Here is a 16365-nt window from a genome sequence, read left to right as displayed (position 1 = left end):
TCCATTACTCATTGTGTTAATATTATTATTTATAGAAAGAAGTGGACGAGATATGCAAAACCCATTTGGTAATAACAATAATGATAACCAAAATCCGTTTAATTTAAACAATCTCCCCCTCCCACCAAATTACGCTAAAATCGTTAATGACCAGGGGGATATCCGAATCGCCAAAGTCGGCTTTTCTTGGACAACTCTTTGGTTCGGGCCACTGCCAGCACTTTTTCGGGCTGACTACTATAATTTTATTTTAATGATCGTATTAACTATGGATTATGCTTTAGTTGCCCTCTTTTTCGGGTTAACTAGCTTGCTTCAATTCCCTTGGCCATCTGTTTTCTTCGCTTTCTTTTACAATATGATGTATTTCCGCCATCTATTTAATAAAGGATATCGACCGGCTGACCAACGTTCACGGGAATTACTTACCCGGGCACGGTATTGGAAAGGCAATTAATTTAAAAAGAATTTCAGATAAAGAAAAATGAGGAGACCGAAAAAATTTTTTCGGCTCCTCATTTTCTAGTTTAAATATGATTTATAAATTTGAATCAATTCAACTGGTGACTTTGTCTGGATCAAACCTGCAATTGACTTAATTTCGTTAATGCTTAAAGAGTCTGGTGCGGCACCCCAAAGCATTAACAAGTTAACAATTGTATTGATATAGAGGGTTTTAATAAATGAAAACGGCAATGGCGACTTCACATTAGCTTCTTTAATATTTATGTCACCAAATAAATACGGAACTCGCGCATCAAATTCATTATTTGCTACTTCAACAATCATTTGATAAAACTGCATGTCCCCATTTGAGGAAAGCAAATTTGACAATGCATGCTTGTTCTCATTACAAAAAGCTAACGTATGATTAAAAGCAACTTCTGCTAATTCCTTAATTTCATCTGCACCTGGTAAATGCTCGACAACTTTTAGTTCCTCCCGATCAATTACGAGAGCTTCTTTCAGACCTTCCAATAGATCATTCTCAATTTCATGAAGAAGATCCTGCTTATTTTGATAATAATTGTAAAAGGTTTTCTTACTGATTTCAGCGCTATTCACAATATCATTAGTAGTACATTCTGATAGCTTTTTGGTATCTAAAACAGTAATAAATCCTTCCTTAATTCTATTTAACGTATTAATTTTACGAATATCCATCTTTTTCTCTCCTATATAAACTCCAAACTATATTATCTTAATATAAGCAATTAGTAAAAATATAGTAAAATAACACTCTTATTAGAACAAAGTATATTCTTGGTATCACTTGTACACAGTGAGTGCATAATCTCGTAAAACTATTAACTATTGATAAATTACTTGATAAAATATCAACGAATTGAAGCTTTAACATCAAAAGCAATTTGTGAAGAGATCAATTTTATTGCTTAATGACTTCTAGAGTATCCTTAACTTTTTCTCATTTTAATAAGGACATAACCTAAATAAACTCCCAAGATTAAATTGTTCTTTCTTCTAGGGTGGTGCCAATAGTTGTTTTTTAGTTATTTGCCTCAATTAGACTTAACATTTTACTAGTAGCAGATAATGTGCGATATCAGCTACTATTATTCTCTAAACTAATGCGTTCAATGATTTGTGCAGTCATTGGGCGTTTTTTCTATTCCTCCAATTATTTTCAGCTCACTCACGTCGCATTAACCAAAATAAGATTGCAAACCAGTTTGACATTAGATATCCTGCACGATTAATACTAAACTCACTAATCCAATCATACCGCATTAATAAAAATAGTGTAATTACAACGAAAAGAATAAATAAAATCATATCAGCAAAAAAACCTTACATGATTTGTTCTATTTCTAAGTATGATATACTATTTCCTAAACAGATGTTCGATTAGAGGCTTTTATATGCGAAATATAATTCTTAATCCAACGAAGCGCCAAGTTCACAAGATCAATAAGCGGATCGAAAAAATTTATCGTCCGCGACAGAAACAAGCATTAATAGTATTTACTACCAATATCGGTCACCATCCAATCTACAAGATTAGTCTTGATACATTTCCTGCACTAGGGACAGGAATTTCAATGACCATGGTTAGTGAGATTCCAGTAGATGATATTAGTAAAGAACAATACATCCTTCTTCTCTATGCCCTTTATTCTCACTGGAAAAACTTACCATTAGTATTTCGAGGATTTACTCCCCAACAAGTCCGGTGGTTTCAGAAAAAATTTGGTACCCGGGTATTTAATGAGCATTCAACGGTGGATTGGTGGCGGAAGATAAGATAAACAGTGCAGTACATTAATGGCCTCCATCGTCTGGTAAAACCGAACGATGGAGGCCTGTTGTTAATTACGGGGGCTTTTCGTGGCTCCCTTTCTTTTAATTATGCTCAATTGTTACATCTTCATGGCCATCATATTCTTCAACTGCTACATGAACAGTTTCATTCATTGCAGTTGGAATATTCTTCCCGACAAAATCTGGCCGAATTGGTAATTCACGGTGTCCCCGATCGACAAGGACCGCTAATGAAATTCGGTTTGGCCGCCCCATATCCATTAAGGCATCTAAGGCCGCCCGAACTGTTCGTCCAGTGAAGAGTACATCATCAACCAAAATAACATGTTTGTTAGTAATATCAATATCTAATTGATCAGTTTTTACGGTTGGTTCTTGAGTATAGTCTGGTACATGACGGTCATCACGGTAAAGAGAGACGTCAAGTGCTGCCACGGGAATTTCTACATTTTCCAACTGATTTAGTCGCTTGGCGAGGCGCTTTGCTAAATATACTCCTCGCGTCTTAATTCCAACAAATACTAAGTTATCGACACCCTTATTTTGTTCGATAATCTCATAAGTAATCCGGGTCAATGCACGTTGCATACTTGAGCCGTCTAAGATCTCATGAGCCATCATGTCACTTCCTTAATTAATTTAAAATCTTTCAAAAGAATAAGACCCTCCGCTAATCTAAGGAAGGATCCAGCATTTACTTGAGTTTTCCCATCATCCCTAACAACTTAACGGGAAATCTCGCTAATTATTATTACCATTTTAAGGGTCTATCTTGCCGCTGTCAAACTCACTAATTAGCAAATTCATCTAGCCACTTCTGGACTTCTTGGCTAATGTTTCCCCAGATTTCTTGAAAATCACCCTTATTCTTTAAGTTATTGACAATTTTCGTCCCATTATCTGGGTTTTCCCGTACTTCATTAACGGTTTCATTAACTTGGTTTAAATCTTGTTTCACGCTGTTGCTTTGCACTTGATTTTGCAAGTCTTGAGTTTGACTTTGAATCTTATCAAGGCGACTTTCTAATGCTTGTTGATCGTGGTCTTTTTGGTATTGTTGAGTTGCCCCTTTAAGTTCTGCCACTTGGTTAGCGAGACGTTGATTATCTTTTGTTAGATCGCTGATACTGCTTGAATTATTGCTTATTTGACTGCTCTGCTGACTATCAGTTGCCGCTTGATTAGCTGCTTGCTGGTTATGAGCGCTGATTGCCCACCATGCACATAAGATAACTACGATTACGATAATAACCCATAACCATCCCCGTCTTGACTTTTGGGGCGCTGCAGTTTTCTGAGTTGCATTCTGTGTCCGCATCGGTTGAATATTTAGGGTGATGCTTACCTGAGTACTTTGTCCGTTATTATCCATTACACTTAACATCACAGGGTATTCTCCTGCTTTGTTAACATCTACTTGGGTTAGGTTCATCATGACCTTACTTGTTAGATCTTGGCCCGTTTCATCAGATGCATGCACACCCAACTCATGCATTATGTCAGCTTGATTTAAAGGACGGTTAAGTGGCCAATTCAAATAATGTTTTTCTACTGTTAGTGTTGGCTGTGTCATCATCTTACCCCCTATAACGTTTATTTGCCTCGATTATACCATAGAGGGAACCAAGAAAATAAAAAGCTTCCAATGCTTAAAGATTATTCAAACATTAGAAGCTTTCATCTATTTATTTATGTGCTAATTCCCAAGGGTCCTTAACGATAATCGTTTGAATCCGATCAGCACCAACGGAAACAGTTGCAAGTGGTGATTCTGATAATTCACTTACCCGCTTCAAGTAATTTTGTGCATTAATTGGTAAGTCTTCAAACTTCTTCGCACCAGTAATATCTTCGTCCCATCCTGGAAGTTCTTCATAAACTGGTTCACAACGTTCAAGTTCCTTCAAACTAGCTGGATAGTAATCAATTTGCTTACCATCAAGTTTGTATGAGGTACAAATCTTAACGGTCTTCAAACCAGTCAAAACATCAAGCAAGTTAAGACTAAGACAACTAATTCCTGAAACCCGCCGTGCATGACGCATTGCGACACTATCAAACCAACCAACGCGCCGTGGCCGACCCGTAACCGTTCCGTATTCATGACCTGTTTCACGAATCTGGTCACCGATCTCGTCAGTTAATTCGGTTGGGAACGGACCAGCACCAACCCGCGTCGAGTAAGCCTTGCAAATCCCAACAACAGTTTCAATCTTATTAGGGCCAACGCCAACACCAGTACATACTCCTCCCGCAATTGGGTTAGAAGCAGTAACGTATGGATATGTTCCTTGGTCAACATCAAGCATAACCCCTTGTGCGCCTTCAAAGAGGACCTTCTTATCTTGATCAAGGGCATCATTGACAATTTGAGCTGTATCAGTAACGTATTGCTTTAATTCTTGACCGTATTCGTAGTAACTTTCGAAAATGTCATCAAAGTTAATTGGGTCAACATGGTATAACTTAGTGAATAATTCGTTCTTTTCAGCCAAGTTACGTTCAAGTTTTTCTTTAAAGGTATCCTTTTCGAGCAAGTCGCACATCCGGATACCAACCCGTGAAACCTTATCCATGTAGGTAGGGCCGATCCCATTCTTGGTCGTACCCACCTTGTGATCACCTTTTGCCTCTTCTTGACACTTATCAAGAAGAATGTGGTATGGGAAGGTAATGTGTGAACGACTAGAAATCCGTAAACCAGAAATGTCGATCCCGTTGTCTTGAAGATAATGCAGTTCCTTTAATAATGCTGGTGGATTAATAACCACTCCATTACCAATCACCGCTAACTTGTCTTTAGCAAAAATCCCTGATGGTACTAGACGAAGGGCAAACTTCTTACCATCAAATGCAATTGTGTGACCTGCATTATTACCACCTTGTGAACGAACTACCACGTCCGCTTCTTGGCTTAGGTAATCGGTCATCTTACCCTTTCCTTCATCGCCCCATTGACTACCAACAATAACAACTGATGACATTTATTTTCACCTCATAGTTATATTTTCTAAAATTAACGTTTTTACTTCGCTATTTTACCGGATTAAGTTCTTGGCGTCAACAGTTTATCGAACTATTTTTTGATATAGTCTAATAAATGTACGCTATTTTCGTTGACGCTTCATACATTTTAGCGCATAATAATTACGGTAATTTTTTAAAAAGGAGCTGCCCTAATGAAAACATTCGATTATGATGATATTCAGTTGGTCCCAAATAAATGTGTAATCAAGAGCCGTAAGGAAGCAGATACAAGCGTCAAGTTTGGCCCGCACACATTCAAGATCCCTGTTGTACCTGCAAATATGGAGAGCGTCATCGATGAAGATTTAGCAATTTGGCTTGCCCAAAATGACTATTATTACGTGATGCACCGCTTTAATCCAGAGACACGAGCAGCTTTCGTTAAAATGATGCACGAAAAAGGATTATTTGCTTCGATTTCGGTCGGGATTAAGGACGATGAGTATAAGTTTATTGATCAGCTAAAATCCGAACAATTAAATCCAGAGTATATTACGATTGATGTTGCTCACGGTCATTCAGATTTTGTAATTAAAATGATCGAATACATCAAAGAAAAGCTCCCAGATACCTTTGTAACCGCGGGGAACGTTGCAACTCCCGAAGCTGTTCGCGACCTTGAAAATGCAGGGGCAGATGCTACTAAGGTTGGAGTTGGTCCTGGTAAAGCCTGCATCACTAAGCTAAAGACTGGTTTCGGTACTGGCGGCTGGCAATTATCCGCTATTCGTTGGTGTGCTAAAGCCGCGCGGAAACCAATCATCGCTGACGGTGGCATCAGACACAATGGAGATATTGCTAAGTCTGTTCGTTTTGGCGCTTCAATGGTGATGATTGGATCAATGCTTGCCGGTCACCTCGAATCACCAGGACATGTCATCACCATTGATGGAAAACAATACAAGCAATACTGGGGTTCTGCATCTGAGGTTCAAAAAGGTGCTTATCGAAATGTTGAAGGAAAGCAGATGCTCGTTCCTTACCGCGGCTCCATCAAGGACACCTTAACTGAAATGCAGGAAGATCTCCAATCAGCTATTTCTTACTCGGGTGGTCGCGACCTCGAAGCTATTCGGAAGGTTGATTATATGATTGTAAAAGATTCAATTATGAACGGCGATTTTTAAAAATAACGAGGCTCAGAGAAAAAACTTTTTGTTCTTTCTGAGCCTCATCTTTTTTACGATTATTTTTCTAATTCAGCCTGCTTCTTGACCGCCGCTTGACCAAGAATATTTACATAGTTAAACGGACGATCAAAGTGTGGTTGGAATAGCATATCAACAAATGCTAAATAATCAATCGTGTGCTTATCCTGGATACATAAGGAAATGATGTTAGCAGATTGAGAAACATCATGCTTACTCATAAACTGTCCACCAAGAATTTGTCGAGTCTTCTTATCCCACACCAATGTCATTAATACAGGAGTTGTTGTCGGCATAAATTCGGGACGGTAGTTATCCTCAATTGTTACCGCGGCGGCATCAAAGCCCGCTTCTTTGGCATTCTCCAAAGTCAATCCAGATGATACCATCGTTGTCCCGTATAAGTTTAATCCAGAACTAGATTGGGTTCCCATATCGCGCATCGTATTGCCAAAGAGATTTGTTCCAACAATTGTTCCTTGCCGAATAGCGTTAGTAGCTAATGGAATATACGCATCCTTACCAGTTGGGTTATAATGAACAGCTGTTGAATCACCGGCAGCATAAATATCTGGGTCAGATGATTGCATATATTCATTCGTAATGATTGCCCCATTATCGTGCATCTTCACTTTACCCTTTAAGAGGTCAGTATTCGGACGAAAACCAACACAAAGAATAGCAATATCTGCATCATAGTTGCCCTTATTTGTCTTAACAGTTACACCATTTTCATGATTTTCAAATCCGGTTACTCGTTGGTCAAAGGCAAAACTAGCTCCGTGATCTACAAATTCTTGTTGAATCCGATCAGTGTACTCGCGGTCAAAGTACTTATGAAGCATCCGTGGTGAACCATCAATCAATGTAACATCCTTGTTTTGACGAGTATAAGCTTCTACTAATTCAACCCCAATATAGCCTCCACCAATTACAACAATTCGTTGCGCATCTTTAGCAACGTTGAATAATTCTTTAGCATGGTGGTAATTCTTGCATAAATAAACATGAGGCCCATCTACACCTTCAATTGGTGGAATTACTGGCCAAGAACCTGTAGTATCAACTAATTTGTCGTAATGGTCGGTCTTTGTTTCACCTGTCACAAGATCTGTCACTGTGACCGTCTTAGTCTTAGGATCAATATCAGTTACATTATGTTGCATATGAACTGTTGCACCCATGGCAGCAAGTTGTTCGGGGCTTGAATAAAACATCGCATCTGGATCACCAACATCCCCGCTCAAGTAAACAGCAATCCCACACGAGAGGAATGAAACGTTATCATTCCGTTCATAAATTGCGACTTCTGTTTCTGGATGATTTTGTAAAATTTGAGTAGCGGTGATCGTTCCCGCGTGTGTACAACCAACGATAATAACCTTCATAAAACACACCTCATATCATGTTCCAATTTTCACAATTCATTATACGCATTATTTTCATTTAATCAATATATAAAATAGGAATATTGATTATCGATTGAAAATCAATTATCGCCTTTATTACATAACGTTTTAACACAATTACTATTGTACAAGATGTTAAGTTAATTTTTATTTATATCAACAGATAAATAACGGTGCGATTTTTCTCTGAAATTTTTTAAAAATCATTGTAAAATTACTCACAATTGACTATGTTAGGAGTTTTAAATATGGAATCTACTTTTCGGTTGCGTCGCTCAATCATTGCTGCAATGTTATTAGCACTAACTCTTGTCCTCGGTCGTTTCTTTCTTATCCCTATTCCATGGACACATGGTAACGTCAACTTATGTGATGCTGGTGTGTTCATCGCTGCCATGCTTTTAGGGCCAGGAGCCGGAACAATTGTCGGTGGCTTTGGCGGGATGTTCCTTGACCTTATCTCTGGCTTTCCGCAAGATGCCTTATTTTCATTTGCCGCTCATGGTTTGGAAGGATTTATCAGTGGCTGGATTTACAAAAAATATGGCAACACCACCTGGGGTAAATGGACCGCAATCTTAGCCGGAACAATTGTAATGATTGCAATCTACTTTATCTGCAATACCGTCATGTACCATGTAATCACCGGTTTTTTGAGTTTAGGCTCAAACTTTATCCAAGGAATGATCGGTGGAATAGTGGCGTTAATTGTTATTAGGCAACTAAAGAAGCATCATGTTGGATAAAAAACACTCGAGAACAGCTAAGTCACTAAGGCGATTAGTTCTCGAGTGTTTTTTACGGTTCAATTCCTCCGCTTGTAGGAACAACAATGATATAGTTTAAAATTCGATTAGCGTAACTTTGCTTACCAGTAAAATCTTTAATTGCTGCATTTAATTCCCCTAAATTATCGGTAATTATCCCATCAGCATGGTTATACATAGTCTGTTTCATTAAATCTGTGTCATTAACTGTCCATGCATATACCGGTTTATGTTGCCACTGGGCTTGAGTAATGAAGTCCTGATTTAATGTTGAATATTCCATCGAAAATCCGTCAGCAACTCCCTGGGGATTACCCAAATTATAAGGTTGAATATACAAGACTGTTAACCGCGGATTAATCTTTTTTAACTTAGTCACAGCACTGTAGTCGAGTGAGTGAACTTGGTCATGGTCTCGCAAAATTCTCTTCCCATACCGGCGATTAAAATTCTGGAGCATCTGCTTTGAATCATGTGGTGTTGTTTTTATCTCAATCAGAAGTTTCTGATGATGTTTCTCAGCCGCTGCTAAATATTGATCAAAACTCGCAACCTTAGCATGATAGCCATTTTCATATGCTGTTAGTCGTGTTAATTGCTTCAATGTTAGCTCATGAGGTGTTTTGTTTACTCCTGTTAGTTCTTTAAGATTCTCATCATGCATCACAACAAACTGGTGGTCCTTTGTTTCATGCAAATCCATTTCAATATAATCTGGCCTAAGTTTACTTGTTTTTTCCATTGCTGGAATAGTATTTTGCACCCCGTTTTTTTCAGCAACCCCTCGGTGAGAGATAGTCACTGGGCGTTTAATCCCCGTTCCCATCATGTAAAAAGTATTATTTGCAAGGGTCGCCAAAGCAATTACAAGAAAAACAAGCATAAAGGAGGTAAGCAAACCTCGTGATGGATGTTCAGGACTTGTCGCCAGTTCACTAATGCTAGTTAACGGGTTAACGACTACCAGTAAGATAATTGTTCCTGCCCATACCGCTAGTACTTCACCACCAAGCTGTAAGATCGACAGGTTAAAGATAGCAGTAATCAAGGATAATTTCCCGGGTAATAAGTCCAGAGCAACTTGGAGAAGGTAAATCATGAGGTAAAAAATAAAAGTTATAACACCCACAATTATTGTAATCAGTACAATTTGAATCAAAAATTTCAACCATCTTAGCTTACTTGTCATTTGCCAGCTCTGTGACATAGCAGTTCTTAACCGCAAGTGTTGGTAAGCCATTAATGGCATTGTCAATATCAAACGAATACCGATCATCGTCATCAAAAGATAGAACAAGGTCAATCCACCAATAAGCCACACATTACGGGTAAGATAATCAACAATAAACTGAGGAACTTGAATTTTCGCCAGCAGGGGAGTTCGAAAGATGATATCCGCAAATGGAATAATAAGCAAGAAGTAACCTAATAATAAAATTAACGATCCAAAATTTAACAACGATAAAGTTTCTTGCGTTTGTCTAAACATCCGGCGCCAGCTAAACTCTGGCAAGCCAATTTCACGAAAGCCCGTCAACAAGAGCATAAATTCACCATAAATGATTACCATTAGGCATATTAATTCAATTAAAAGGCTTACTACCACTAATGGGTGATGGGTCAGAATAATTACAATATTTTGATATGAAATAAACGGAATTTCTCCTGCCTGCAGGACAAAGGTAGTTATCCAGCGAAAAAAGGGGATTACCAGAAACTGATTTACAATATCAAGACCACCAAATAATATTAAATATTCAAGCCAATTTTTCCTGAACTGACAAGAATATTGGTGAAAAGCGCGATAAGCATTTTTCATTTTCAAATTCTCCTCGTTATTAGCTAAAAGAATTATATCAAAAAAGCCTCTTCCGTGAAGGCTCGAGACTTTTTAGCATACTATTTTAATTTGACTGGATACCTAATATTACTGCATCAATTTCATATTTCCTAAAAATCAACCTCATCTGGATCAGCACATTGACCGCCAAGGTTTGGCAATAAACTAATCTTGCGCATATCCTCATCCGTTAATTCGAAATCAAATATATTTTGGTTACTTACCATCCGTTCTTTATGTACAGACTTCGGTAATGGAAGAATCCCCTGTTGGAGAATCCAACGTAAGCAGACTTGCGCTGGCGTCTTTTGATACTTATCAGCGATTTGAATCATGGTTGGGTTAGTTAATACTTTAGCACCTTGACCACCTAAAGGAGCCCATGCCTCAACTAAGATATTGTGTGCTTGTAAGTATTTAACTTCTTCCGTATGTGGCCAACCTGGATGAACCTCAATTTGATCAACTGCTGGCGCTACTTTGGCCGTTTTCATTAATTCTGCAATATGGTGAGGCATAAAATTGCTTACCCCAATCGCCCGAATTTTACCTTCATTATAAAGATCTTCCATTGCGCGCCATGTTTCAGCATTAATCTTAGCAGCATCATCTCCAAACTGCTTTTCATTAGCGGGCCAGTGAATTAAGTAAAGGTCTAAATAATCCATCTGTAAACGATCAAGCGTCTCTTGAAAAGCCTTCTTCGTTTGTTCATAGCCACGATTAGTATTCCATAACTTGCTAGTTACAAAAAGGTCTTCACGCTTAATTCCTGAATCCTTAATACCCTTTCCTACTGCTTCTTCGTTTCCGTAAACTGCCGCAGTATCAATGTGTCGATAACCAGTTTCAATTGCTTCTTTCACGGCCTGTTCAGCTACATCTGCAGGAGTCCTAAATGTACCATATCCCACACAGGGAATCTTGACTCCATTATTTAAGTTGAACGTCGAGTTAATATTAGTTAATTCAAGCATCTTTACATTCCTTCTTTCATCTTCTATTATATCTTTTTTATTAAAAATATTGATTGCTATTCCAAATGAATTATGCTTTGATTATAATATCATGAGAACTAAATGAGGAGGGGTTATATGCATCCACGAATTGCTATTCCTGCAGATACATTAACTGAAGCTACAAACATCATTAACGAGCGAAATGCTGCCTTCGCACCTCGCCCATTAATAGAAGCCATTATCAAGTCAGGAGGATTACCCGTTATTCTTCCTAGTGTTGCTGCTTCACTAGCACCATCCTACCTTGATCTTTTTGATGGGATTATCTTTGCTGGAGGAAGTGATGTCGATCCAACCTTTTTCAACGAAGAACCGCACCAAAAATTAGGTCCCACATATCTTAAACGAGATCAATTTGAAATTAGTCTTGCTACAGCTGCATTCAATGCTGGAAAACCAATGATGGGGATCTGCCGTGGAATGCAGGTATTAAATGTTGCGCTTGGCGGGACTTTATACCAAGATCTTTCGGAAAATCCCCATCAAACACTTAAGCATTCTCAAGATGCCCCAGGAAATTTTCCTTCCCACCACGTTAATACAGACAAGGCAAGTCGATTATTTAACTTAGTAGGACCCAGACCATATGTTAATTCACGTCATCATCAATCACTAAATCAGATTGCTGAACCACTTCATGTAACGGCATGGGCTGATGATCAGGTGCCAGAAGCCGTGGAAACCATTAACTCAGATCAAATCTTAGCAGTTCAATGGCATCCAGAAAACATGTTTAAACATTATGATTATTCACGCGCTATTTTTGCTGATTTAATTGCTAGAGCGAAAAAAGCGGTTAAATAAATAGTGGATCGGCTGTGACATAAGTTAAGTTACTTTCAAAAAACAAATAACACAGTACAACAATAGGCCTCCAACACCCGGTAAAACCGAACGTTGGAGGCCTATTATTGCTTACTAGAGCTAGCTTCTCCTTGAAAAGGTTACAATGTTAATTCTTTTCGAAGCTCATCAGCAGTATAGATTCGTCCATCTTCAAACCCTTTGAAAGGATGGATTGTTTCCTGTGCCGCTTGTTGGTAACGTTTAGCACGACGTAACGCATACTCGGTGAGCGAGCCATCCTTTACATAGTTTAAAAGTTTAGCACTCGGGGTAGTTAGTGGATTCTCGACCCGATCTTCTAAGTCTTCCAGAACTTCGGAATATTCTGGACCGAGTTGGATTTGATTGGCATACCGCTCTAAACTTTTGAGGACAGCACGAGCTTTGGCCTGATATCTACAAGTTGCTTGGGGATTTTCCTCGGCCACAACTTCATTCATTTTATCGGCAGTCACCAACATTTCTTCTACTTCGTTTTCTTTTAATGGCGGCTGCATGATCAAGTAGCTTGCTAACAAACGAATAAATCTTAGTGTACCAGTTCGAACCCCTACTGAACTGCTAGGATCTAAATCAAGCATTCGTAATTCTAAATACTCAATTCCATGTTCAGGCAACTTTTTTAAATCCGTGTTTCCTTTGAACCTCACTGGACCATGAAATTCGTAATCCGATGTTAAAATCCCTGCTTTAACTCCTTCTTCAATCCGTGCAATGTAACGATCGAGATTAGTAAAATCACCGGTAAATTTGGTCCCAAAGCCGTATTGACTTTGCCGCACGCTCCGAATCGGATGAGGCAACTCTTTTCCCGGTTCAAAATAATTTTCTTCAACAATTGGGCTTGCACCATAAAGATACGTAAGGAGCCATCGATATCGGACAAAACCTTGTGCCAAGATAGTATATAAATAATTCCGCACTTCACGCTCACTATTAAAGCGTTCTGGGAAAGCATTAAGTACTAGTTCAATAATGTGCTGATCAATACTCAAGTTAATATGCGCTCCACAAGGCGTTCCTTGCGAGTACCCATGACGTTTTGCCCATTCCTTCAAATAAGCTTCTTTTTTCGGTCCCATTTTAGCTAACCGCAATTTAGTCTTATCTTTAGGAAGTCGTGGGGGCATGGATAACGGCCATAATAACTCGCCGGGAGCAAGAGCTGATCGCAATGTATTATTGATAACATACAAATAATGCATTGCATCAAGAGCATGTTGGGCAGAAGGAGTTACCATTTCAGCCATTGTTTCTAAAAAATCATTGGTAATCCATGGATTAGTCTTCTCATCCCCAATCGCTGACGGATATGGCTCAAGGCTTAGGTTGCCATCTTCGTCTACTCGTTGCATTTCAATCTCGAGACCCATTGTAAAATCAGAAGTCTTTGCAACAGCTTCATTATCGAATATTAATTGACCAATTCTGCTAAACACATTATCGCCCCATCCTCTAATTGTTTTTTAATAAAGATACAGGACTTTTCTCATATAAACAACTAGATATTAATAAAACGAAATTTAAATAATTTTTCACGCTTAGCAAGTACTCGATCTTCCTTGTTATACAAAAGATATTAAAGATTTCCTATTCACCAGCAGGAAAAAGTTTAATAATCCTTCCTACTAAAAAGCAAACAAGAATGATTACAGGAGCTAGTTCAATCGGCACTAATAATAATAGCAGGACAATTGTTAATAACGGTTTTTCTAAAACAAAGGTAAGGCTTGCCGCAATTACAACAATTGCATTTACTCGTACGTCTCCGGGCAACATCATCGCACAGGCAGTTCCTACCGCGACACTCGAAAAGATAGCCGGGAAAATAGTTCCTCCCCGCCATCCCATTGCAAAACCCAGATTACTCATTACGGCTTTTACGAGCGCTACAACTAATAGGAAAGTGATTGAATGGTTAAAGGCTTCATGGGTAAAAGGAACAATTCTAAATTCACCGGAAAACATAATATCGCTTGTGATCAACGAGCTAACCGCTAAAATTAGCCCAAAAATCCCACCTTGCCAAATCTTACTTATTTTTGCATTAATTATCAGTGCAGCCCAATTTTCTAAGTGAACAAACAGCCACCCAAAAGCAATTCCGATGATAAGCGTTGGAATACTCGTTAATAAATTGATCCACTCCCAATTAATGGTCCGGTGATGAATCCCAAAAACACCTTCTTCAGGAAAAAGCTTAAAAACAATCGCCGCGCCTATTATCCCAATCCCAACCAATCCTGAAATAACAAGAATTCGTTGATATTTATTTTTAAAAAGCTGACTGAATCTAGGAGCACGGGCTAAATCTTGCGTTTGCATTTTACCATGCCAAAGAGAAACTTTCTGGCGCATTGAAGTTGCCCAGCGCATACGATCACCAAGCCAATTAATCATGCTGCTAGTTAAGACTGTTGTAGAAGCTTCCGGCCCGATGCTTCCTCCTGCTCCGAGGGCCAATAAGCCAAGAATAAAAGACTTCCACCAATTATGATAATTTAATTGCCCTTTCATCATTACCTGCGTCAGCACTTGTTCAATCGTTAACGGGTAATTACCCCATCGTTTATTCAAGAAACCAATCAAAAATCCCAATGGAATACACACTAAAAACGGATACCATTTACTACTAACTGTCGGATCTAGGTATTGATGCCAAACTAAATCAATTACCCAGTTAACTAAGTTTAAATACGCTGCTGTTAGCATACCAATTATTAGGCTCCAAACAACTGCATATATTCCAATCTTAAGTCGCCAAAATTTCATTCTTACTTTCCTACTTCTTTTAACGTTACGATAAAAGCTAACTTACCATTTGTATACTTCGCCGTAATTTTCCCTTTGAATTGTTTAACGATATATTGAGCCATCGAAAGCCCAATACCAAAGCCTGCCTTTTTTCCTTGAGTATGCGATTCATCAACCCGGTAAAAGCGGTTAAAGAATTTTTTAACATCCAGGCTTTTACCATCTTTATAGCTATTCGCAATCGTAATAACTATATTTTTACTATGATTAGACGAGGACACTGTAAAATCAATTTCACCCTGAGGATCACAATACTTATTCGCATTATCAAGCAAAATATTCAACAGTTCCCGCAGTGTATTTTCATCAGCGTTTGCTACCAAGCCTTCATCAATCTGTACATTGAATTGTTTCTGCTCAGTTGAAATCACACTCTTGAAACTACTAGCCACATCCCCGGCAATTTGACTTACATTTACCGGCACCATCGTTAATGTCGGTTGTTCTTGCATGCGCGCAAGTGACACCAGGTTATTAATTAACTTTGTCAGGCGAGTAACCTGTTGCTTGGTGCTTGTTGTCCATTCATTCTCACCATTGATAATCTCTTGCATTTCATTATTCGCTGAAATAACTGTCAATGGCGTTTTTAATTCGTGACTAGCATTAGTTATAAATTCTTTTTGCCGCTGCTCTGCTTCAATAATTGGCCGAATTGCACGACGCGAGTAAAGGGTTAAAACAATGGTATACAGAACTAAAACAATTACCCCTAAGATCAACCCTGTATGCATTAGTGATCGTGTCCGGGCCATGAGGAGTGATTCATCAAGAAAGACAATTACTTTCTCACCGTCTTTATTCCGAATCTTATAAGCATAATTTACCCCTCGATATAGTAACTGCCCACTATGCACCTTTCTTCTTATAAGCCGGTCTGTCATTGCTCGGGCATCCTGCGGCGTAACCGTTGCAATATGATCGTCTTGCACTTCCGTTACTTGATTTTTATTATCGACCAGTACAGCAAAATAACGATATTGATGAAGGCCCTCACGTGAAAATTGAGGTTGACTATTGTTAGTAGTCCGGATCCCTTTTCGGGGAATTTGGCCGTCGTTATTTACCAAAATCGTCAATACTCGTTCAATTTCTTGGTGCGATTGATAGTAAGTGAGGGTGCAAATACTGCCAACAATTGTCAAAATTACAAATAATAATGCCGCAGTTGAGATTGCAATAAATTTATAGCGAAAACGTTGAATCATTCCTTGA

At 38.6% G+C, this 16365-nt stretch carries 15 protein-coding genes; 5 read left to right on the top strand and 10 right to left on the bottom strand.

What is annotated here, in order from left to right:
- Nucleotides 1-52 precede the first annotated feature (52 nt).
- Nucleotides 53-457 carry a hypothetical protein gene (locus tag LMC10_RS09495; protein ID WP_035153373.1) on the top strand — a complete coding sequence of 135 codons (405 nt, stop codon included), beginning with the start codon at nucleotides 53-55 and terminating at the stop codon, nucleotides 455-457.
- Between the two features lie 65 nt (nucleotides 458-522).
- Here the strand turns inward: LMC10_RS09495 and LMC10_RS09490 are convergent, their stop codons facing one another.
- On the bottom strand, nucleotides 523-1164 hold the full coding sequence (locus tag LMC10_RS09490; protein WP_219285691.1) for a TetR/AcrR family transcriptional regulator: 642 nt from the start codon (nucleotides 1162-1164) through the stop codon (nucleotides 523-525).
- A 716-nt stretch (nucleotides 1165-1880) separates the two neighbouring features.
- Here LMC10_RS09490 and LMC10_RS09485 point away from each other — a divergent pair.
- Nucleotides 1881-2267, top strand: a complete 387-nt coding sequence (locus LMC10_RS09485; RefSeq protein WP_229269664.1) for a hypothetical protein — start codon at nucleotides 1881-1883, stop codon at nucleotides 2265-2267.
- 94 nt (nucleotides 2268-2361) lie between these two features.
- Here LMC10_RS09485 and pyrR read toward each other — a convergent pair whose 3' ends face one another.
- From pyrR to LMC10_RS09470, 3 genes are all read right to left on the bottom strand, one after another.
- A complete protein-coding gene (pyrR, locus tag LMC10_RS09480; RefSeq protein WP_003670286.1) occupies nucleotides 2362-2898 on the bottom strand; it encodes a bifunctional pyr operon transcriptional regulator/uracil phosphoribosyltransferase PyrR in 537 nt (178 codons plus the stop codon).
- 172 nt (nucleotides 2899-3070) lie between these two features.
- Nucleotides 3071-3856 carry an immunoglobulin-like domain-containing protein gene (locus tag LMC10_RS09475; RefSeq protein WP_324294045.1) on the bottom strand — a complete coding sequence of 262 codons (786 nt, stop codon included), beginning with the start codon at nucleotides 3854-3856 and terminating at the stop codon, nucleotides 3071-3073.
- Between the two features lie 109 nt (nucleotides 3857-3965).
- Nucleotides 3966-5264, bottom strand: a complete 1299-nt coding sequence (locus tag LMC10_RS09470) for an adenylosuccinate synthase (protein WP_003665344.1) — start codon at nucleotides 5262-5264, stop codon at nucleotides 3966-3968.
- 195 nt (nucleotides 5265-5459) lie between these two features.
- On the opposite strand from LMC10_RS09470, the gene LMC10_RS09465 reads away from it, so the two are divergent.
- The gene (locus LMC10_RS09465) at nucleotides 5460-6434 is read left to right on the top strand and encodes a GMP reductase (RefSeq protein WP_122481405.1); all 975 of its coding nucleotides are present in this window, start codon (nucleotides 5460-5462) and stop codon (nucleotides 6432-6434) included.
- Nucleotides 6435-6493: 59 nt separating this feature from the next.
- Here the strand turns inward: LMC10_RS09465 and LMC10_RS09460 are convergent, their stop codons facing one another.
- Nucleotides 6494-7843 carry an FAD-dependent oxidoreductase gene (locus tag LMC10_RS09460; protein WP_229269662.1) on the bottom strand — a complete coding sequence of 450 codons (1350 nt, stop codon included), beginning with the start codon at nucleotides 7841-7843 and terminating at the stop codon, nucleotides 6494-6496.
- A 269-nt stretch (nucleotides 7844-8112) separates the two neighbouring features.
- Here LMC10_RS09460 and LMC10_RS09455 point away from each other — a divergent pair, with 269 nt between their 5' ends.
- Nucleotides 8113-8610 (top strand): ECF transporter S component, encoded by a 498-nt coding sequence (locus tag LMC10_RS09455; protein WP_019253722.1) that lies wholly within the window; start codon nucleotides 8113-8115, stop codon nucleotides 8608-8610.
- A gap of 52 nt (nucleotides 8611-8662) precedes the next feature.
- Here LMC10_RS09455 and LMC10_RS09450 read toward each other — a convergent pair whose 3' ends face one another.
- Together LMC10_RS09450 and LMC10_RS09445 are read right to left on the bottom strand one after the other, a co-directional pair.
- A complete protein-coding gene (locus LMC10_RS09450) occupies nucleotides 8663-10450 on the bottom strand; it encodes a glycerophosphoryl diester phosphodiesterase membrane domain-containing protein (protein WP_229269661.1) in 1788 nt (595 codons plus the stop codon).
- Nucleotides 10451-10581: 131 nt separating this feature from the next.
- Complete coding sequence (locus tag LMC10_RS09445) at nucleotides 10582-11448, bottom strand: aldo/keto reductase (protein WP_122481408.1); 867 nt, start codon at nucleotides 11446-11448, stop codon at nucleotides 10582-10584.
- A gap of 117 nt (nucleotides 11449-11565) precedes the next feature.
- Here LMC10_RS09445 and LMC10_RS09440 point away from each other — a divergent pair, with 117 nt between their 5' ends.
- On the top strand, nucleotides 11566-12294 hold the full coding sequence (locus LMC10_RS09440) for a gamma-glutamyl-gamma-aminobutyrate hydrolase family protein (protein ID WP_029507880.1): 729 nt from the start codon (nucleotides 11566-11568) through the stop codon (nucleotides 12292-12294).
- Between the two features lie 140 nt (nucleotides 12295-12434).
- Here the strand turns inward: LMC10_RS09440 and LMC10_RS09435 are convergent, their stop codons facing one another.
- The 3 genes from LMC10_RS09435 to LMC10_RS09425 form a co-directional block, all read right to left on the bottom strand.
- The gene (locus LMC10_RS09435) at nucleotides 12435-13775 is read right to left on the bottom strand and encodes a glutamate--cysteine ligase (RefSeq protein ID WP_003665336.1); all 1341 of its coding nucleotides are present in this window, start codon (nucleotides 13773-13775) and stop codon (nucleotides 12435-12437) included.
- A gap of 151 nt (nucleotides 13776-13926) precedes the next feature.
- Nucleotides 13927-15108 carry a chloride channel protein gene (locus LMC10_RS09430; RefSeq protein WP_229269660.1) on the bottom strand — a complete coding sequence of 394 codons (1182 nt, stop codon included), beginning with the start codon at nucleotides 15106-15108 and terminating at the stop codon, nucleotides 13927-13929.
- Nucleotides 15109-15110: 2 nt separating this feature from the next.
- Nucleotides 15111-16358 carry a sensor histidine kinase gene (locus LMC10_RS09425; RefSeq protein ID WP_229269659.1) on the bottom strand — a complete coding sequence of 416 codons (1248 nt, stop codon included), beginning with the start codon at nucleotides 16356-16358 and terminating at the stop codon, nucleotides 15111-15113.
- Between the last annotated feature and the right edge of the window lie 7 nt (nucleotides 16359-16365).

This window comes from Limosilactobacillus reuteri subsp. simiae (assembly GCF_020784875.1).
GTDB lineage: Bacteria > Bacillota > Bacilli > Lactobacillales > Lactobacillaceae > Limosilactobacillus > Limosilactobacillus reuteri_H.
The sequence above is the reverse complement of the archived record's forward strand: the minus strand, read 5'-3'. Positions and strand labels throughout refer to the sequence as shown.